General features: G+C 42.2%; 5 protein-coding genes, 2 tRNA genes, 9 rRNA genes and 1 pseudogene. 2 read left to right on the forward strand and 15 right to left on the reverse strand.

Annotated features, from left to right (window positions below):
* Positions 1–21: 21 nt before the first annotated feature.
* Together LL038_RS18820 and LL038_RS18825 are read right to left on the reverse strand one after the other, a co-directional pair.
* Positions 22–1,470, reverse strand: a complete 1,449-nt coding sequence (locus tag LL038_RS18820; protein ID WP_216124698.1) for an aminotransferase class I/II-fold pyridoxal phosphate-dependent enzyme — start codon at positions 1,468–1,470, stop codon at positions 22–24.
* On the reverse strand, positions 1,449–1,661 hold the full coding sequence (locus LL038_RS18825; protein WP_171297798.1) for a sigma factor G inhibitor Gin: 213 nt from the start codon (positions 1,659–1,661) through the stop codon (positions 1,449–1,451). Before LL038_RS18825 ends, LL038_RS18820 begins: the two co-directional genes overlap by 22 nt.
* 380 nt (positions 1,662–2,041) lie before the next feature.
* On the opposite strand from LL038_RS18825, the gene LL038_RS18830 reads away from it, so the two are divergent.
* Positions 2,042–3,172, forward strand: a complete 1,131-nt coding sequence (locus LL038_RS18830; protein ID WP_216124699.1) for a M20 family peptidase — start codon at positions 2,042–2,044, stop codon at positions 3,170–3,172.
* A gap of 91 nt (positions 3,173–3,263) precedes the next feature.
* On the opposite strand, the gene LL038_RS18835 is transcribed toward LL038_RS18830, so the two are convergent.
* From LL038_RS18835 to LL038_RS18860, 6 genes are all read right to left on the reverse strand, one after another.
* Positions 3,264–3,758 carry a hypothetical protein gene (locus LL038_RS18835; RefSeq protein ID WP_216124701.1) on the reverse strand — a complete coding sequence of 165 codons (495 nt, stop codon included), beginning with the start codon at positions 3,756–3,758 and terminating at the stop codon, positions 3,264–3,266.
* A 341-nt stretch (positions 3,759–4,099) separates the two neighbouring features.
* Positions 4,100–4,174, reverse strand: a tRNA-Cys gene (locus LL038_RS18840).
* Between the two features lie 6 nt (positions 4,175–4,180).
* A tRNA-Phe gene (locus LL038_RS18845) sits at positions 4,181–4,256 on the reverse strand.
* Positions 4,257–4,259: 3 nt separating this feature from the next.
* A 5S ribosomal RNA gene (gene rrf, locus LL038_RS18850) occupies positions 4,260–4,376 on the reverse strand.
* A gap of 126 nt (positions 4,377–4,502) precedes the next feature.
* Positions 4,503–7,441: ribosomal RNA gene (locus LL038_RS18855) — 23S ribosomal RNA — on the reverse strand.
* A gap of 320 nt (positions 7,442–7,761) precedes the next feature.
* Positions 7,762–9,275, reverse strand: a 16S ribosomal RNA gene (locus LL038_RS18860).
* 465 nt (positions 9,276–9,740) lie between these two features.
* On the opposite strand from LL038_RS18860, the gene LL038_RS18865 reads away from it, so the two are divergent.
* Positions 9,741–10,478: an NAD-dependent protein deacylase gene (locus LL038_RS18865; protein WP_216128219.1), complete on the forward strand. Its 738-nt coding sequence runs from the start codon at positions 9,741–9,743 to the stop codon at positions 10,476–10,478.
* A 61-nt stretch (positions 10,479–10,539) separates the two neighbouring features.
* Here the strand turns inward: LL038_RS18865 and rrf (LL038_RS18870) are convergent.
* The 7 genes and pseudogenes from rrf (LL038_RS18870) to LL038_RS18900 form a co-directional block, all read right to left on the reverse strand.
* Positions 10,540–10,656 (reverse strand): 5S ribosomal RNA (rrf, locus tag LL038_RS18870).
* 126 nt (positions 10,657–10,782) lie between these two features.
* Positions 10,783–13,721 (reverse strand): 23S ribosomal RNA (locus tag LL038_RS18875).
* Between the two features lie 299 nt (positions 13,722–14,020).
* Positions 14,021–15,534 (reverse strand): 16S ribosomal RNA (locus LL038_RS18880).
* 560 nt (positions 15,535–16,094) lie between these two features.
* A pseudogene (locus LL038_RS18885) lies at positions 16,095–16,274 on the reverse strand (thiaminase II); the annotation flags it as partial.
* Positions 16,275–16,790: 516 nt separating this feature from the next.
* A 5S ribosomal RNA gene (gene rrf, locus LL038_RS18890) occupies positions 16,791–16,907 on the reverse strand.
* A gap of 126 nt (positions 16,908–17,033) precedes the next feature.
* A 23S ribosomal RNA gene (locus LL038_RS18895) occupies positions 17,034–19,972 on the reverse strand.
* A 320-nt stretch (positions 19,973–20,292) separates the two neighbouring features.
* Positions 20,293–21,806, reverse strand: a 16S ribosomal RNA gene (locus tag LL038_RS18900).
* Together the 16S, 23S and 5S rRNA genes with 2 tRNA genes alongside form the textbook arrangement of a ribosomal RNA operon.
* Positions 21,807–21,841: the final 35 nt, after the last annotated feature.

Below are 21,841 nucleotides of genomic sequence, written 5' to 3' on the forward strand. Positions count from 1 at the left end.
CCATCAATATAATCATAGTGTTTATTTCACTACTATTGCAACTTTACCATCATTAACTCCAAGTACTGTTACATTATACTTCAAATAATATATTATCATCGCTATATTGTACTCGTCTAATCTTTCTCCAGGCATTACAATTGGTATACCTGGTGGATATGGAACTATTGCCTCTGCGCATATTTCGCCCTCTGAATTTTTTAACTCTACCATAGTTTTCTCCCTATCCATTACTTCATATGGAAACATACTCTGCGCTGGTATATCATAATCTATTATCTGCACATATTGCTCCTTTAGGGATTCCATATCACAATCTTTAAGAGCTAAGTAAAGTTTTTCAAAATCTTCTTCCTTAGTAAAAGGTGAAAATATTAAAACTACATTCCTGCTGTCACTCATTTCAGCTTGTATTTTGTTTATCCTTAAATATTCTAACAATTTATGACCACTATAACCTTTAGGCACATTTAATATATATCTAGTTAAATCCAGTGTATACTTATTAATATATTTAATTGAATTTCCTGATACATCATCTAAATCTTCCTGGCCTAGTATGTGGAATTTATCCAATTTATTAATTTTAACTCTATTCAACTTGCATATTTTAATTAACTCTTCATAATCATTTTCACCATACTCCTCAATATAAAACCTTGCATAATCCATAGAACATAAAAACATGTAAGATGGACTTGTACTTAAAAATGCACTTACATAAAAATCAACTTTGCTTATATCTATATCCACACCTACATGTAAAAAAGCTGTTTGCGTTAGACTAGGTAGAGTTTTATGTGCACTCATAACTACCATATTAGCTCCCATCTTCAAAGGATTTTCAGGTAATAACTTATTAGCACCAAAATGTGCACCATGAGCAGCATCTATCAATACTTTAATATTGTATTTTTTAGCTGTAGCAATAATATATGGCAAATCAAGGCATATGCCGTAATAATTTGGATATGTGATGATGATTCCCTTGGCATCTTTGTTTTCGTGGATTAAACAAAGAAAAGATTCCTTATCAAAAGGAAAAGGAACATCATATTTTGAATTAATTTTGTTTTTAATATATACAGGTTTTAACTTTCTCATAATTATTGCGTTAAAAATTGATCTATGACAATTTCTCTCTACAATAATCTTATCACCCTCATTGAATGTCGAAAAAATCATAGTAAAATTTCCACTAGTACTACCATTAACTAGAAAATAAGATTTTATACTACCATAATAACTACTCAATAATTGTTGAGATTCTTTTATTATTCCTTCTGCATGATGAAGGTTATCTAATCCATCAACTTCAGTAATATCGCCTTTAATAAAATTTTCATAAAGATCTCTACCTTTCGCAGTTTTTAAAAAACCAAGACCTCCTTTGTGGCCTGGCATACAAAAGGGAACATTTTTTTCTTTTATATATGTTAACACTCCATCTACAAGTGGTAATCTTGACAATCCTTAGTCACTCCTCTTGGTATAAACTGTACTAAAGTCTTTCTTATACAGTTCTTGTAGTATTCATAGAAATCGGTATTAGCCTTCGCTTTTATAATTCTTCCTTCGCAATTGTTACAAATTCCTCTTCCATTTATTATTATACCACCATTTAGAGGCTTTCTACATATAATACACTTTTCTTTTTGCATAATTCCCTCCTTAACCTCTCTACCATAAATCATTTTCTATAAATTAGATAAACCATTATTAAATGACGTTAAAACTACCTAAAGTATGGCCTCTATAATATATTTTATTCAACTAGGTACAGTTTCTTATTTTGTCCACATAATAATTTAAAATATATTTATATACATTTTATGCCATAACTATATATTTAAAGTTACTATCTGACCTTAAGTTCCTTAAAATGAATAATAAGTCCGTATACTCGTCCGTTTTACATAATTAATTTAATACTTATTTTTATTTACCTTAATAATTTTATTTGTTATTATCAATATATTTATATAACTTCGGTTATACTAATCATATTAATAATCATAAGATTTTGGGAGGAGAACAGACTATGAAACAAGAAATTATAAGTTATATAGATAGTATAAAAGATGATATATACGATTTGTCAAACTACCTTTATAATAATCCCGAAACAAGTTATAAAGAATATAAAGGTTCTGCTTACATAATAAATATGTTAAAAACTCATGGTTTTAATGTGAAAGAAAACTACTGTAATATCCCTACTGCTTTTTATGCGCAATGCGGCATTGGTCACCCTAAAATATGTTATATATGCAAATATACAGCCACTGAAAAATCAGGTCATGTTTTTGGTAATAACGTTAATGCTAGTATCTCCGTCGCCTCAGCATTAGGCTTATCAAAAGTGGTTTCTAAAAGTGGTGGGAGTGTAATTGTACTAGGATGCCCTGGTGAATATTCTAATGGAGCAGAATTAACTATAACAAAAGAAAAGTGTTTTGAAGATATAGATATTATAATTGCACCTCATTGTGATATAACCAATGCAGAAAGTGGTACATCTATGGCTATAATTCCAATTAAGATCAAATATAATAATAATAATAATAATAATATATTTTCATCCTTAGACTCTTATTTATTTGTATTTAATTCATTAATCCACCTGCTAAAAGAATTAACTACTAACTGTTTTATTGACAATATATCTATAAACAACGTCTCCCCCAGTAATAATTCTTTTTTACAATCTGAGGCCAAGTTTTATCTTAAAGCTACTACCATAAATGAAGCTGAAATTTTGGAGAAAAAAATTGTAGAACTTATTCATTCATTATCTCAAATAATGAGTATACCAGAAGAAATAAGTCTATTTGAATTGCCTTCGCAGGAACTTTTAACTAATAAGTCTTTATCAAGATTACTTGCCCACAACCTAAAAGAGTCTGGCATTATTAATATTGATTGTTGTAAAAATAGTTCCTATGGATTAGGTATAGGTGCTATAAGCCATCTAACTCCCTGTATATACCCTTCAATATCTATTACAGAGAATAAACTAATAAATTGCCCATCCCTTGCCTTTGCTTTAGAAACACAAACCGAATTTTGTAAAAATAATATCATAAAAGCAGCTAACGCTCTTGCCATTACGGGCCTTGATATCATTGAGAAACAAGATTTATTAAGAGAAATTACTATTGAGTTAAAATAATATAAAAACCATTTTATAAATATCTCACGACAAAAAAGAAGTATAATTAATTTCAAATTATACTTCTTTTTTATGTATATTATATTTATCATTAAAATACTGCTTTTTCTTTTAGTAATCTTATTTTGTTCATAAGACCATCACTAGGTTCAAAATAAAACTTTTTGAACTTGTTTCCTGCTTTATATACACAACAAAATTTACTTCCAATAAATGTAGAACATATATACTTTTTGCTACTACTTATATGGATATCTGAACTATAGTTACTACTCTTACCAATGTACTCTATGTCTTTTAACTTAATATCTTCTCGTATTATGACCTCTTGACCTCTTATTCTATGAATAATAAGTTGATCTGCTACAATTAAATACTTATATCTAACCTTACACTTTAAAAACTCCATATAACAAAGAGCGATCATTATCATATTAAAAACCAAATTTACAAATGTTTTAATATTTATGCTTCCTATACTCACCTTAGGTAATAAGTCTGATAAGCATATAAATATAATTAATGTAATAAACAGCGATACCAACGCTGGCAACTTCTTTCTCTGAACCATTTCTTTATACATCAAACCCAGACCCCCTAGATTTATTAAAAAAATCAGGCATGTACAGTTTCCTTCCCAACATATGTGATTATACTAGCATTTCATATAATAATCTACTTGTACTAAGCTCACTATACTGTATATACCGCAATATAAAGGCGTTTATACAATTTATATCAACTTATACACATCAACATAGGTATTTTTAAGTTTTCCTCTTAATTACTAGCTTTTAGTAATTAAAATGTATATTTTAATTATTTATGTATAATAAGCTACGTGACCGATACTTGAAAAAATAAACAACTCTCTTTCATTTATTGTTACAAATAAATAAAACACTTTGTATTATATACAAAGTGTTTTGGAGGCGCCACCCGGATTTGAACCGGGGAATAAAGGTTTTGCAGACCTTGACCTTACCGCTTGGCTATAGCGCCCTAACTTGGTGGCTAAACCCGGAATCGAACCAGGGACACGAGGATTTTCAGTCCTCTGCTCTACCGACTGAGCTATTTAGCCATAACCTGGCGACAACCTACTCTTCCACAAGGTCACCCCTGCAGTACCATCGGCGCATTGAAGCTTAACCTTCGTGTTCGGTATGGGAACGGGTGTTACCTTCAGGCCATAATCACCAGATGAGAATATAAATATTCTCTCAAAATTGCACAGTGTTTTAGTCTTCTCGCTATGCTCGAAGCCTCTTTTCGTTCTTACGAACGAATTATTATCGCAACATTAATATTAATTGTTACTTATGTTATCTTGGTCAAGCCCTCGACTTATTAGTATTAGTCAGCTGAACATGTTACCATGCTTACACCTCTAACCTATCAACCTGGTGGTCTTCCAGGAGTCTTACTTACATCGCACTTACGTGCGAGTAATGGGAAATCTCATCTTAGGGTGGGCTTCACGCTTAGATGCTTTCAGCGTTTATCCCTTCCAAACATAGCTACCCAGCGATGCCACTGGCGTGACAACTGGTGCACCAGAGGTTTGTCCATCCCGGTCCTCTCGTACTAAGGACAGCTCCCTTCAAATTTCCTACGCCCGCGACGGATAGGGACCGAACTGTCTCACGACGTTCTGAACCCAGCTCGCGTGCCGCTTTAATGGGCGAACAGCCCAACCCTTGGGACCTACTTCAGCCCCAGGATGCGACGAGCCGACATCGAGGTGCCAAACCTCCCCGTCGATGTGGACTCTTGGGGGAGATCAGCCTGTTATCCCCGAGGTAGCTTTTATCCGTTGAGCGATGGCCCTCCCACGAGGTACCACCGGATCACTAAGCCCGACTTTCGTCCCTGCTCCACTTGTAAGTGTCGCAGTCAGGCTCCCTTCTGCCTTTGCACTCTTCGCGCGATTTCCAACCGCGCTGAGGGAACCTTTGGGCGCCTCCGTTACTCTTTCGGAGGCGACCGCCCCAGTCAAACTGCCCACCTAACAATGTCCTGTGACCAGATTCATGGCCTCCAGTTAGAACCTCAGTACTGTCAGGGTGGTATCCCAAGGATGACTCCACACAGGCTGACGCCCATGTATCGTAGTCTCCCACCTATCCTGTACAGACAATACCGAAATTCAATGCTAAGCTACAGTAAAGCTCTACGGGGTCTTTCCGTCCAATCGCGGGTATCCAGCATCTTCACTGGAACTACAATTTCGCCGGATGTACTGTTGAGACAGTGCCCAAATCATTACGCCATTCGTGCGGGTCGGAACTTACCCGACAAGGAATTTCGCTACCTTAGGACCGTTATAGTTACGGCCGCCGTTTACTGGGGCTTAAGTTCATAGCCTCGCCAAGAGCAAGCTCTCAGCTAACTAATCCCCTTAACCTTCCAGCACCGGGCAGGCGTCAGCCCCTATACATCAGCTTTCGCTTTAGCAGAGACCTGTGTTTTTGCTAAACAGTTGCTTGGGCCTATTCTCTGCGACCTACTTACGTAGGCACCCCTTCTCCCGAAGTTACGGGGTCAATTTGCCGAGTTCCTTAACAGTAATTCTTCCGATGGTCTTAGGATTCTCTCCTCACCTACCTGTGTCGGTTTGCGGTACGGGCACCAATATCCTCGATAGAGACTTTTCTTGGCAGCGTGGAATCAGATACTTCAGCAATAAATTGCCTTCCCCATTACATCTCAGCGTTAAGAGCAAACGGATTTGCCTGCTTGCTCCGCCTAAATGCTTAGACACACATCCAATAGTGTGCACATCTTATCCTCCTGCGTCATCCCATTTCTAATAACGTCCATTGGTGGTATCGGAATATCAACCGATTGTCCATCACCTACGCCTTTCGGCCTCGGCTTAGGTCCCGACTAACCCTGAGAGGACGAGCCTTCCTCAGGAAACCTTAGGTTTTCGACCGTTAAGATTCTCACTTAACTCTCGCTACTCATGCCAACATTCTCACTTCTGTACCGTCCACCACTCCTTACGGTATGACTTCAGCCAGTACAGAAAGCTCCTCTACCGCTTACACAATTGTGTAAACCCATAGCTTCGGTGGTAAGTTTTAGCCCCGGACATCTTCGGCGCAGGATCTCTTGACTAGTGAGCTATTACGCACTCTTTGAATGAGTGGCTGCTTCTGAGCCAACATCCTAGTTGTCTTAGAAATCCCACATCCTTTTCCACTTAACTTACACTTTGGGACCTTAGCTGATGGTCTGGGCTGTTTCCCTTTTGACTACGGATCTTATCATTCGCAGTCTGACTGCCGAAATAAAAGTATATGGCATTCGGAGTTTGATAGGGTTCAGTAACTGTTGTCAGCCCCTAGCCCATTCAGTGCTCTACCTCCATTACTCAATTAATCGACGCTAGCCCTAAAGCTATTTCGAGGAGAACCAGCTATCTCCGAGTTCGATTGGAATTTCTCCGCTATCCACAGCTCATCCCATGGTTTTTCAACACCAACGTGGTTCGGACCTCCACGGAATTTTACTTCCGCTTCATCCTGGCCATGGATAGGTCACCCGGTTTCGGGTCTACGACATGCAACTAGAACGCCCTATTCAGACTCGGTTTCCCTTCGGCTCCGTACCTTAAGTACTTAACCTTGCTACATATCGTAACTCGTTGGCTCGTTCTACAAAAAGCACGCCGTCACACATAAAAAGTGCTTCGACCGGTTGTAGGCACACGGTTTCAGGTTCTATTTCACTCCCCTTCCGGGGTTCTTTTCACCTTTCCCTCACGGTACTTCTTCACTATCGGTCACTAGGTAGTATTTAGCCTTGGGAGGTGGTCCTCCCAGCTTCCCACAAGGTTTCACGTGTCTCGTGGTACTCTGGATTAGATCTGACTGTTCTTCCTTTTCATTTACAGGCCTATTACCTTCTGCGGAGCAGCTTTCCAGCTATCTTCAATTAAAGAATTGCAGTATTTATGATCTATCCTCAACCCCTAAGTCAAAGACTTAGGTTTGGGCTCTTTCCCTTTCGCTCGCCGCTACTTAGGAAATCGATATTTCTTTCTCTTCCTCCGGGTACTTAGATGTTTCAGTTCCCCGGGTGTACCTCTGCATACCTATTTATTCAGTATGCAGTACATAGTTGTTACTATGTGGGTTCCCCCATTCGGAAATCTTTGGATCACAGGCTATTTGCGCCTACCCAAAGCTTATCGCAGCTTAACGCGTCCTTCTTCGGCTCCTAGTGCCAAGGCATTCGCCATGCGCCCTTTGTAGCTTGACCTTTGATTCTGTCTATTTACATAGACGGTTTTGTTACTTAATATTAATTTTGCGAAATCATAATAAATTAACCTATAACCACTTACTCGTATTTTACAATACGCAAGGTGGATCTAAATCTTTTTAAAATAACTTTATACACTGTGCAATTTTCAAAGAACATTTTAAGAAAAACTATTAATTAATTAACTTCTAAAAGTTAATATAATTAGTCTCTCAAAATTAAACAGAGAAATAGGAACGAGTAATTACAATAGATATTTTGAAGAATAATTAAATTCTTCTATTGCATCGACCGAAGTCAATACATCTACTCCCTAGAAAGGAGGTGATCCAGCCGCAGGTTCTCCTACGGCTACCTTGTTACGACTTCACCCCAATCATCGATCCCACCTTCGGCCGCTGGCTCCTTACGGTTACCTCACGGACTTCGGGTGTTACCAACTCTCATGGTGTGACGGGCGGTGTGTACAAGGCCCGGGAACGTATTCACCGCGACATGCTGATTCGCGATTACTAGCAACTCCGGCTTCATGTAGGCGAGTTGCAGCCTACAATCCGAACTGGGATGAGTTTTTGAGTTTGGCTCCACCTTGCGGTCTTGCATCTCTTTGTACTCACCATTGTAGCACGTGTGTAGCCCTAGACATAAGGGGCATGATGATTTGACGTCATCCCCACCTTCCTCCCGGTTAACCCGGGCAGTCTCACTAGAGTGCTCAACTTAATGGTAGCAACTAATGATAAGGGTTGCGCTCGTTGCGGGACTTAACCCAACATCTCACGACACGAGCTGACGACAACCATGCACCACCTGTCACCTTGTCCCGAAGGACTTCACTCATCTCTGAGTTATGCAAGGGATGTCAAGTCTAGGTAAGGTTCTTCGCGTTGCTTCGAATTAAACCACATGCTCCGCTGCTTGTGCGGGCCCCCGTCAATTCCTTTGAGTTTTAATCTTGCGATCGTACTCCCCAGGCGGAATACTTAATGTGTTAACGGCGGCACCGAGGTTCGACCCCCGACACCTAGTATTCATCGTTTACGGCGTGGACTACCAGGGTATCTAATCCTGTTTGCTCCCCACGCTTTCATGCCTCAGCGTCAGTTACAGTCCAGTAAGTCGCCTTCGCCACTGGTGTTCTTCCTAATCTCTACGCATTTCACCGCTACACTAGGAATTCCACTTACCTCTCCTGCACTCTAGACACCCAGTTTCAAATGCAGCACCCAAGTTAAGCTCGGGTATTTCACATCTGACTTAAATGTCCGCCTACGCATCCTTTACGCCCAGTAAATCCGGACAACGCTTGCCACCTACGTATTACCGCGGCTGCTGGCACGTAGTTAGCCGTGGCTTCCTCCTCTGGTACCGTCATTATCGTCCCAGAAGACAGAACTTTACAACCCGAAGGCCTTCATCATTCACGCGGCGTTGCTGCGTCAGGGTTTCCCCCATTGCGCAATATTCCCCACTGCTGCCTCCCGTAGGAGTCTGGACCGTGTCTCAGTTCCAATGTGGCCGATCACCCTCTCAGGTCGGCTACGCATCGTTGCCTTGGTGGGCCTTTACCTCACCAACTAGCTAATGCGCCGCGGGTCCATCTCAAAGTGAAATTCCGAAAAATTCCTTTGATGTTAAGATCATGCGATCAAAACATATTATGCGGTATTAATCTCCCTTTCGGGAGGCTATTCCCCTCTTTGAGGCAGGTTACCCACGTGTTACTCACCCGTCCGCCGCTAATTGATCCCGAAGGATCGCATCGCTCGACTTGCATGTGTTAGGCACGCCGCCAGCGTTCGTCCTGAGCCAGGATCAAACTCTCAATTTAAAAGTTTACACTTTTTTAGTTGAAATAATTAATCTGCGCCAACTGTTAAGTTGGTTAGCAAGCTCATTACATACTTTTTAGTCTTACGACTAAAATATTACTTTTACTAAAGTAATTGACTGGTTAAAATAAAATATTATTTCATTTCTTTACCTATTTCTCTGTTTAATTTTCAAAGACCAATTTATTGTTTAATATTCGATATCATCACTTACTTACGACGACAAGGAATATTCTATCATAACAACATTATTGTATATTAAAGTTATAGTTCATATATCTAAACTATCCTCATTTTTCTCCACTATTCACTATTAATCCTCCAATACCTCATGTTGATACACTAGGATAAGTATATTGTTTCTTGTCCTATATTAATTAATATTGAACCATACTATTATATTATATTTAATTTAACAACTACTAATCACTTAACTGTTATAATATATATAAGGGGTTGATGTTATGTGTTACAGATCATTAGAAACAATTGTGAAAAACAGTACTAATATAGTTTTTTTTGGAGGTGCAGGCGTATCAACAGAAAGTTCCATTCCTGATTTCCGTTCCGCAAAAGGTTTATATAATGTAAAAAACGACTTAAAATTTTCTCCTGAAGTTATTTTAAGTCATTCTTTTTTTATAAATCATACCGAAGACTTTTTTAAGTTTTATAAAACTAATATGATTTTTACTGATGCAGTACCGAATGCTGCCCATATTGCATTATCAAAGCTTGAAAATAAAAATAAATTAAAAGCTATAATCACTCAAAATATTGATGGATTACACCAAATGGCAGGTTCAAAAAATGTTTATGAGCTTCATGGATCTATACATAGAAATTCTTGTATGAAATGCAACAAATCTTTTAGTTTAAATTATATATTAGCTAGCAAATCTATAGTTCCAATATGTGATAGTTGTGGTGGTATTGTCAAACCCGATGTAGTCCTTTATGAAGAAGGGTTAGATATGGATATCTTAGAAAGTTCCATTAAGGCAATAAGTAACGCTGATACATTGATTGTAGGTGGTACCTCTCTTGTAGTCTATCCAGCAGCAAACCTAATTAAATATTTCAATGGAAATAACCTAATTCTCATCAACAAATCTCCAACCCAGTATGACAATCGAGCCAATTTAGTAATTAACGACAGTATAGGCAAAGTTTTGAGTACTGTTTGTGCCTCCTTTATTTAAAAGGAGTGATTTATATTTCAACGTAAAAAAAACACTAAGTTATACTTAGTGTTTTTTTTTAACCTGGCGACAACCTACTCTTCCACAAGGTCACCCCTGCAGTACCATCGGCGCATTGAAGCTTAACCTTCGTGTTCGGTATGGGAACGGGTGTTACCTTCAGGCCATAATCACCAGATGAGAATATAAATATTCTCTCAAAATTGCACAGTGTTTTAGTCTTCTCGCTATGCTCGAAGCCTCTTTTCGTTCTTACGAACGAATTATTATCGCAACATTAATATTAATTGTTACTTATATTATCTTGGTCAAGCCCTCGACTTATTAGTATTAGTCAGCTGAACATGTTACCATGCTTACACCTCTAACCTATCAACCTGGTGGTCTTCCAGGAGTCTTACTTACATCGCACTTACGTGCGAGTAATGGGAAATCTCATCTTAGGGTGGGCTTCACGCTTAGATGCTTTCAGCGTTTATCCCTTCCAAACATAGCTACCCAGCGATGCCACTGGCGTGACAACTGGTGCACCAGAGGTTTGTCCATCCCGGTCCTCTCGTACTAAGGACAGCTCCCTTCAAATTTCCTACGCCCGCGACGGATAGGGACCGAACTGTCTCACGACGTTCTGAACCCAGCTCGCGTGCCGCTTTAATGGGCGAACAGCCCAACCCTTGGGACCTACTTCAGCCCCAGGATGCGACGAGCCGACATCGAGGTGCCAAACCTCCCCGTCGATGTGGACTCTTGGGGGAGATCAGCCTGTTATCCCCGAGGTAGCTTTTATCCGTTGAGCGATGGCCCTCCCACGAGGTACCACCGGATCACTAAGCCCGACTTTCGTCCCTGCTCCACTTGTAAGTGTCGCAGTCAGGCTCCCTTCTGCCTTTGCACTCTTCGCGCGATTTCCAACCGCGCTGAGGGAACCTTTGGGCGCCTCCGTTACTCTTTCGGAGGCGACCGCCCCAGTCAAACTGCCCACCTAACAATGTCCTGTGACCAGATTCATGGCCTCCAGTTAGAACCTCAGTACTGTCAGGGTGGTATCCCAAGGATGACTCCACACAGGCTGACGCCCATGTATCGTAGTCTCCCACCTATCCTGTACAGACAATACCGAAATTCAATGCTAAGCTACAGTAAAGCTCTACGGGGTCTTTCCGTCCAATCGCGGGTATCCAGCATCTTCACTGGAACTACAATTTCGCCGGATGTACTGTTGAGACAGTGCCCAAATCATTACGCCATTCGTGCGGGTCGGAACTTACCCGACAAGGAATTTCGCTACCTTAGGACCGTTATAGTTACGGCCGCCGTTTACTGGGGCTTAAGTTCATAGCCTCGCCAAGAGCAAGCTCTCAGCTAACTAATCCCCTTAACCTTCCAGCACCGGGCAGGCGTCAGCCCCTATACATCAGCTTTCGCTTTAGCAGAGACCTGTGTTTTTGCTAAACAGTTGCTTGGGCCTATTCTCTGCGACCTACTTACGTAGGCACCCCTTCTCCCGAAGTTACGGGGTCAATTTGCCGAGTTCCTTAACAGTAATTCTTCCGATGGTCTTAGGATTCTCTCCTCACCTACCTGTGTCGGTTTGCGGTACGGGCACCAATATCCTCGATAGAGACTTTTCTTGGCAGCGTGGAATCAGATACTTCAGCAATAAATTGCCTTCCCCATTACATCTCAGCGTTAAGAGCAAACGGATTTGCCTGCTTGCTCCGCCTAAATGCTTAGACACACATCCAATAGTGTGCACATCTTATCCTCCTGCGTCATCCCATTTCTAATAACGTCCATTGGTGGTATCGGAATATCAACCGATTGTCCATCACCTACGCCTTTCGGCCTCGGCTTAGGTCCCGACTAACCCTGAGAGGACGAGCCTTCCTCAGGAAACCTTAGGTTTTCGACCGTTAAGATTCTCACTTAACTCTCGCTACTCATGCCAACATTCTCACTTCTGTACCGTCCACCACTCCTTACGGTATGACTTCAGCCAGTACAGAAAGCTCCTCTACCGCTTACACAATTGTGTAAACCCATAGCTTCGGTGGTAAGTTTTAGCCCCGGACATCTTCGGCGCAGGATCTCTTGACTAGTGAGCTATTACGCACTCTTTGAATGAGTGGCTGCTTCTGAGCCAACATCCTAGTTGTCTTAGAAATCCCACATCCTTTTCCACTTAACTTACACTTTGGGACCTTAGCTGATGGTCTGGGCTGTTTCCCTTTTGACTACGGATCTTATCATTCGCAGTCTGACTGCCGAAATAAAAGTATATGGCATTCGGAGTTTGATAGGGTTCAGTAACTGTTGTCAGCCCCTAGCCCATTCAGTGCTCTACCTCCATTACTCAATTAATCGACGCTAGCCCTAAAGCTATTTCGAGGAGAACCAGCTATCTCCGAGTTCGATTGGAATTTCTCCGCTATCCACAGCTCATCCCATGGTTTTTCAACACCAACGTGGTTCGGACCTCCACGGAATTTTACTTCCGCTTCATCCTGGCCATGGATAGGTCACCCGGTTTCGGGTCTACGACATGCAACTAGAACGCCCTATTCAGACTCGGTTTCCCTTCGGCTCCGTACCTTAAGTACTTAACCTTGCTACATATCGTAACTCGTTGGCTCGTTCTACAAAAAGCACGCCGTCACACATAAAAAGTGCTTCGACCGGTTGTAGGCACACGGTTTCAGGTTCTATTTCACTCCCCTTCCGGGGTTCTTTTCACCTTTCCCTCACGGTACTTCTTCACTATCGGTCACTAGGTAGTATTTAGCCTTGGGAGGTGGTCCTCCCAGCTTCCCACAAGGTTTCACGTGTCTCGTGGTACTCTGGATTAGATCTGACTGTTCTTCCTTTTCATTTACAGGCCTATTACCTTCTGCGGAGCAGCTTTCCAGCTATCTTCAATTAAAGAATTGCAGTATTTATGATCTATCCTCAACCCCTAAGTCAAAGACTTAGGTTTGGGCTCTTTCCCTTTCGCTCGCCGCTACTTAGGAAATCGATATTTCTTTCTCTTCCTCCGGGTACTTAGATGTTTCAGTTCCCCGGGTGTACCTCTGCATACCTATTTATTCAGTATGCAGTACATAGTTGTTACTATGTGGGTTCCCCCATTCGGAAATCTTTGGATCACAGGCTATTTGCGCCTACCCAAAGCTTATCGCAGCTTAACGCGTCCTTCTTCGGCTCCTAGTGCCAAGGCATTCGCCATGCGCCCTTTGTAGCTTGACCTTTGATTCTGTCTATTTGCATAGACGGTTTTGTTACTTAATATTAATTTTGCGAAATCATAATAAATTAACCTATAACCACTCACGTGGATCTAAATCTTTTTAAAATAACTTTATACACTGTGCAATTTTCAAAGAACATTTTAAGAAAAACTATTAATTAATTAACTTCTAAAAGTTAATATAATTAGTCTCTCAAAATTAAACAGAGAAATAGGAACGAGTAATTACAATAGATATTTTGAAGAATAATTAAATTCTTCTATTGCATCGACCGAAGTCAATACATCTACTCCCTAGAAAGGAGGTGATCCAGCCGCAGGTTCTCCTACGGCTACCTTGTTACGACTTCACCCCAATCATCGATCCCACCTTCGGCCGCTGGCTCCTTACGGTTACCTCACGGACTTCGGGTGTTACCAACTCTCATGGTGTGACGGGCGGTGTGTACAAGGCCCGGGAACGTATTCACCGCGACATGCTGATTCGCGATTACTAGCAACTCCGGCTTCATGTAGGCGAGTTGCAGCCTACAATCCGAACTGGGATGAGTTTTTGAGTTTGGCTCCACCTTGCGGTCTTGCATCTCTTTGTACTCACCATTGTAGCACGTGTGTAGCCCTAGACATAAGGGGCATGATGATTTGACGTCATCCCCACCTTCCTCCCGGTTAACCCGGGCAGTCTCACTAGAGTGCTCAACTTAATGGTAGCAACTAATGATAAGGGTTGCGCTCGTTGCGGGACTTAACCCAACATCTCACGACACGAGCTGACGACAACCATGCACCACCTGTCACCTTGTCCCGAAGGACTTCACTCATCTCTGAGTTATGCAAGGGATGTCAAGTCTAGGTAAGGTTCTTCGCGTTGCTTCGAATTAAACCACATGCTCCGCTGCTTGTGCGGGCCCCCGTCAATTCCTTTGAGTTTTAATCTTGCGATCGTACTCCCCAGGCGGAATACTTAATGTGTTAACGGCGGCACCGAGGTTCGACCCCCGACACCTAGTATTCATCGTTTACGGCGTGGACTACCAGGGTATCTAATCCTGTTTGCTCCCCACGCTTTCATGCCTCAGCGTCAGTTACAGTCCAGTAAGTCGCCTTCGCCACTGGTGTTCTTCCTAATCTCTACGCATTTCACCGCTACACTAGGAATTCCACTTACCTCTCCTGCACTCTAGACACCCAGTTTCAAATGCAGCACCCAAGTTAAGCTCGGGTATTTCACATCTGACTTAAATGTCCGCCTACGCATCCTTTACGCCCAGTAAATCCGGACAACGCTTGCCACCTACGTATTACCGCGGCTGCTGGCACGTAGTTAGCCGTGGCTTCCTCCTCTGGTACCGTCATTATCGTCCCAGAAGACAGAACTTTACAACCCGAAGGCCTTCATCATTCACGCGGCGTTGCTGCGTCAGGGTTTCCCCCATTGCGCAATATTCCCCACTGCTGCCTCCCGTAGGAGTCTGGACCGTGTCTCAGTTCCAATGTGGCCGATCACCCTCTCAGGTCGGCTACGCATCGTTGCCTTGGTGGGCCTTTACCTCACCAACTAGCTAATGCGCCGCGGGTCCATCTCAAAGTGAAATTCCGAAAAATTCCTTTGATGTTAAGATCATGCGATCAAAACATATTATGCGGTATTAATCTCCCTTTCGGGAGGCTATTCCCCTCTTTGAGGCAGGTTACCCACGTGTTACTCACCCGTCCGCCGCTAATTGATCCCGAAGGATCGCATCGCTCGACTTGCATGTGTTAGGCACGCCGCCAGCGTTCGTCCTGAGCCAGGATCAAACTCTCAATTTAAAAGTTTACACTTTTTTAGTTGAAATAATTAATCTGCGCCAACTGTTAAGTTGGTTAGCAAGCTCATTACATACTTTTTAGTCTTACGACTAAAATATTACTTTTACTAAAGTAATTGACTGGTTAAAATAAAATGTTATTTCATTTCTTTACCTATTTCTCTGTTTAATTTTCAAAGACCAATTTGCTTTGTCATCATGTGACGACTTCTACAATAATACTAGGTTTTTCTTGTTTTGTCAACTACTTCTTTAAAATAAATTTTTATCTAAAAACTTATTAAATTGTAATTGTCAGTTAGTTTAGTGTGCCACTCGTATGTGACGACAAGGAGTATTATATCACATAGATAAAATTATGATTCTACATAATAGGTACTCTAGTTAGATTATCTTCATATTTCTACATATATGTCTAAATAGTTTTGAATTTCGCATCCCGATACGCATGGCTAAATATTTCTAATGCATATTTCTGTTTATTTAAAAATTTTATGATAACTAACCGTCGCCATAATTTTATAACTTTGTAAATTAAAAAAATCTCTTAATAGGTACTAATACTAAACCTACACAAAATACCTTTGAGTATTCTTTTAAATATAGATAATCCTGTATAAGATAGTTTTTAAATTTACCCTTATCTAAGGTACCTTCTCCTATTTCCTTTATAAATGGGTGTTCTAAATATGAATTCCAAAATCCCTTTACCTCTTCAAATATATAATCTGTAAATTTCACGGTATTCTCCCCTTCCCTATTGATCTAATTTATTTTGTACTAACTCATAAACGTATAACTTTTTATAATACTTTGTCAACATAATCATTCTTTATTTGTATCAAATTGTAAATATTGTTTACTGAATTTTTAAACAAAAATAATAATTCAATATTAAAGTCAAAGGTAGTAATAATATTATATTAACGCAAAATATAGGAGCTGTCTCAAAAATCCAATTCATGAATTATATAAAATATAACTTTCATTTACAATGTAAAAAGCTATAAAATCAAGACATTAATCTTAAATTTCATAGCTTTTATTTGTTTATGTTACATAATTTGAAATATCTCAAATTATAAATTCATTAAAAACCTATTTTGAGACAGCATCCTTTTATAACCTGGTGGCAACCTAGTCTTTTACAAGGTTACCCCTACAGTAACCATGTTTGCATTGAATGCTCTTTAAAAATCAAAATACTTTTATATTTAACGCAAAAAAACGCTAAATATAACTTAGCGTTTTTTTATTACCTGGCGACAACCTACTCTTCCACAAGGTCACCCCTGCAGTACCATCGGCGCATTGAAGCTTAACCTTCGTGTTCGGTATGGGAACGGGTGTTACCTTCAGGCCATAATCACCAGATGAGAATATAAATATTCTCTCAAAATTGCACAGTGTTTTAGTCTTCTCGCTATGCTCGAAGCCTCTTTTCGTTCTTACGAACGAATTATTATCGCAACATTAATATTAATTGTTACTTATATTATCTTGGTCAAGCCCTCGACTTATTAGTATTAGTCAGCTGAACATGTTACCATGCTTACACCTCTAACCTATCAACCTGGTGGTCTTCCAGGAGTCTTACTTACATCGCACTTACGTGCGAGTAATGGGAAATCTCATCTTAGGGTGGGCTTCACGCTTAGATGCTTTCAGCGTTTATCCCTTCCAAACATAGCTACCCAGCGATGCCACTGGCGTGACAACTGGTGCACCAGAGGTTTGTCCATCCCGGTCCTCTCGTACTAAGGACAGCTCCCTTCAAATTTCCTACGCCCGCGACGGATAGGGACCGAACTGTCTCACGACGTTCTGAACCCAGCTCGCGTGCCGCTTTAATGGGCGAACAGCCCAACCCTTGGGACCTACTTCAGCCCCAGGATGCGACGAGCCGACATCGAGGTGCCAAACCTCCCCGTCGATGTGGACTCTTGGGGGAGATCAGCCTGTTATCCCCGAGGTAGCTTTTATCCGTTGAGCGATGGCCCTCCCACGAGGTACCACCGGATCACTAAGCCCGACTTTCGTCCCTGCTCCACTTGTAAGTGTCGCAGTCAGGCTCCCTTCTGCCTTTGCACTCTTCGCGCGATTTCCAACCGCGCTGAGGGAACCTTTGGGCGCCTCCGTTACTCTTTCGGAGGCGACCGCCCCAGTCAAACTGCCCACCTAACAATGTCCTGTGACCAGATTCATGGCCTCCAGTTAGAACCTCAGTACTGTCAGGGTGGTATCCCAAGGATGACTCCACACAGGCTGACGCCCATGTATCGTAGTCTCCCACCTATCCTGTACAGACAATACCGAAATTCAATGCTAAGCTACAGTAAAGCTCTACGGGGTCTTTCCGTCCAATCGCGGGTATCCAGCATCTTCACTGGAACTACAATTTCGCCGGATGTACTGTTGAGACAGTGCCCAAATCATTACGCCATTCGTGCGGGTCGGAACTTACCCGACAAGGAATTTCGCTACCTTAGGACCGTTATAGTTACGGCCGCCGTTTACTGGGGCTTAAGTTCATAGCCTCGCCAAGAGCAAGCTCTCAGCTAACTAATCCCCTTAACCTTCCAGCACCGGGCAGGCGTCAGCCCCTATACATCAGCTTTCGCTTTAGCAGAGACCTGTGTTTTTGCTAAACAGTTGCTTGGGCCTATTCTCTGCGACCTACTTACGTAGGCACCCCTTCTCCCGAAGTTACGGGGTCAATTTGCCGAGTTCCTTAACAGTAATTCTTCCGATGGTCTTAGGATTCTCTCCTCACCTACCTGTGTCGGTTTGCGGTACGGGCACCAATATCCTCGATAGAGACTTTTCTTGGCAGCGTGGAATCAGATACTTCAGCAATAAATTGCCTTCCCCATTACATCTCAGCGTTAAGAGCAAACGGATTTGCCTGCTTGCTCCGCCTAAATGCTTAGACACACATCCAATAGTGTGCACATCTTATCCTCCTGCGTCATCCCATTTCTAATAACGTCCATTGGTGGTATCGGAATATCAACCGATTGTCCATCACCTACGCCTTTCGGCCTCGGCTTAGGTCCCGACTAACCCTGAGAGGACGAGCCTTCCTCAGGAAACCTTAGGTTTTCGACCGTTAAGATTCTCACTTAACTCTCGCTACTCATGCCAACATTCTCACTTCTGTACCGTCCACCACTCCTTACGGTATGACTTCAGCCAGTACAGAAAGCTCCTCTACCGCTTACACAATTGTGTAAACCCATAGCTTCGGTGGTAAGTTTTAGCCCCGGACATCTTCGGCGCAGGATCTCTTGACTAGTGAGCTATTACGCACTCTTTGAATGAGTGGCTGCTTCTGAGCCAACATCCTAGTTGTCTTAGAAATCCCACATCCTTTTCCACTTAACTTACACTTTGGGACCTTAGCTGATGGTCTGGGCTGTTTCCCTTTTGACTACGGATCTTATCATTCGCAGTCTGACTGCCGAAATAAAAGTATATGGCATTCGGAGTTTGATAGGGTTCAGTAACTGTTGTCAGCCCCTAGCCCATTCAGTGCTCTACCTCCATTACTCAATTAATCGACGCTAGCCCTAAAGCTATTTCGAGGAGAACCAGCTATCTCCGAGTTCGATTGGAATTTCTCCGCTATCCACAGCTCATCCCATGGTTTTTCAACACCAACGTGGTTCGGACCTCCACGGAATTTTACTTCCGCTTCATCCTGGCCATGGATAGGTCACCCGGTTTCGGGTCTACGACATGCAACTAGAACGCCCTATTCAGACTCGGTTTCCCTTCGGCTCCGTACCTTAAGTACTTAACCTTGCTACATATCGTAACTCGTTGGCTCGTTCTACAAAAAGCACGCCGTCACACATAAAAAGTGCTTCGACCGGTTGTAGGCACACGGTTTCAGGTTCTATTTCACTCCCCTTCCGGGGTTCTTTTCACCTTTCCCTCACGGTACTTCTTCACTATCGGTCACTAGGTAGTATTTAGCCTTGGGAGGTGGTCCTCCCAGCTTCCCACAAGGTTTCACGTGTCTCGTGGTACTCTGGATTAGATCTGACTGTTCTTCCTTTTCATTTACAGGCCTATTACCTTCTGCGGAGCAGCTTTCCAGCTATCTTCAATTAAAGAATTGCAGTATTTATGATCTATCCTCAACCCCTAAGTCAAAGACTTAGGTTTGGGCTCTTTCCCTTTCGCTCGCCGCTACTTAGGAAATCGATATTTCTTTCTCTTCCTCCGGGTACTTAGATGTTTCAGTTCCCCGGGTGTACCTCTGCATACCTATTTATTCAGTATGCAGTACATAGTTGTTACTATGTGGGTTCCCCCATTCGGAAATCTTTGGATCACAGGCTATTTGCGCCTACCCAAAGCTTATCGCAGCTTAACGCGTCCTTCTTCGGCTCCTAGTGCCAAGGCATTCGCCATGCGCCCTTTGTAGCTTGACCTTTGATTCTGTCTATTTACATAGACGGTTTTGTTACTTAATATTAATTTTGCGAAATCATAATAAATTAACCTATAACCACTTACTCGTATTTTACAATACGCAAGGTGGATCTAAATCTTTTTAAAATAACTTTATACACTGTGCAATTTTCAAAGAACATTTTAAGAAAAACTATTAATTAATTAACTTCTAAAAGTTAATATAATTAGTCTCTCAAAATTAAACAGAGAAATAGGAACGAGTAATTACAATAGATATTTTGAAGAATAATTAAATTCTTCTATTGCATCGACCGAAGTCAATACATCTACTCCCTAGAAAGGAGGTGATCCAGCCGCAGGTTCTCCTACGGCTACCTTGTTACGACTTCACCCCAATCATCGATCCCACCTTCGGCCGCTGGCTCCTTACGGTTACCTCACGGACTTCGGGTGTTACCAACTCTCATGGTGTGACGGGCGGTGTGTACAAGGCCCGGGAACGTATTCACCGCGACATGCTGATTCGCGATTACTAGCAACTCCGGCTTCATGTAGGCGAGTTGCAGCCTACAATCCGAACTGGGATGAGTTTTTGAGTTTGGCTCCACCTTGCGGTCTTGCATCTCTTTGTACTCACCATTGTAGCACGTGTGTAGCCCTAGACATAAGGGGCATGATGATTTGACGTCATCCCCACCTTCCTCCCGGTTAACCCGGGCAGTCTCACTAGAGTGCTCAACTTAATGGTAGCAACTAATGATAAGGGTTGCGCTCGTTGCGGGACTTAACCCAACATCTCACGACACGAGCTGACGACAACCATGCACCACCTGTCACCTTGTCCCGAAGGACTTCACTCATCTCTGAGTTATGCAAGGGATGTCAAGTCTAGGTAAGGTTCTTCGCGTTGCTTCGAATTAAACCACATGCTCCGCTGCTTGTGCGGGCCCCCGTCAATTCCTTTGAGTTTTAATCTTGCGATCGTACTCCCCAGGCGGAATACTTAATGTGTTAACGGCGGCACCGAGGTTCGACCCCCGACACCTAGTATTCATCGTTTACGGCGTGGACTACCAGGGTATCTAATCCTGTTTGCTCCCCACGCTTTCATGCCTCAGCGTCAGTTACAGTCCAGTAAGTCGCCTTCGCCACTGGTGTTCTTCCTAATCTCTACGCATTTCACCGCTACACTAGGAATTCCACTTACCTCTCCTGCACTCTAGACACCCAGTTTCAAATGCAGCACCCAAGTTAAGCTCGGGTATTTCACATCTGACTTAAATGTCCGCCTACGCATCCTTTACGCCCAGTAAATCCGGACAACGCTTGCCACCTACGTATTACCGCGGCTGCTGGCACGTAGTTAGCCGTGGCTTCCTCCTCTGGTACCGTCATTATCGTCCCAGAAGACAGAACTTTACAACCCGAAGGCCTTCATCATTCACGCGGCGTTGCTGCGTCAGGGTTTCCCCCATTGCGCAATATTCCCCACTGCTGCCTCCCGTAGGAGTCTGGACCGTGTCTCAGTTCCAATGTGGCCGATCACCCTCTCAGGTCGGCTACGCATCGTTGCCTTGGTGGGCCTTTACCTCACCAACTAGCTAATGCGCCGCGGGTCCATCTCAAAGTGAAATTCCGAAAAATTCCTTTGATGTTAAGATCATGCGATCAAAACATATTATGCGGTATTAATCTCCCTTTCGGGAGGCTATTCCCCTCTTTGAGGCAGGTTACCCACGTGTTACTCACCCGTCCGCCGCTAATTGATCCCGAAGGATCGCATCGCTCGACTTGCATGTGTTAGGCACGCCGCCAGCGTTCGTCCTGAGCCAGGATCAAACTCTCAATTTAAAAGTTTACACTTTTTTAGTTGAAATAATTAATCT

The organism is Clostridium estertheticum (assembly GCF_026650985.1).
GTDB lineage: Bacteria > Bacillota > Clostridia > Clostridiales > Clostridiaceae > Clostridium_AD > Clostridium_AD estertheticum_C.

Coding starts and splice junctions, on each gene's coding strand:
- LL038_RS18825 (WP_171297798.1), bottom strand. CDS start 1,661: ATGCAAAAAGAAAAGTGTATTATATGTAGAAAGCCTCTAAATGGTGGT.
- LL038_RS18830 (WP_216124699.1), top strand. CDS start 2,042: ATGAAACAAGAAATTATAAGTTATATAGATAGTATAAAAGATGATATA.
- LL038_RS18865 (WP_216128219.1), top strand. CDS start 9,741: ATGTGTTACAGATCATTAGAAACAATTGTGAAAAACAGTACTAATATA.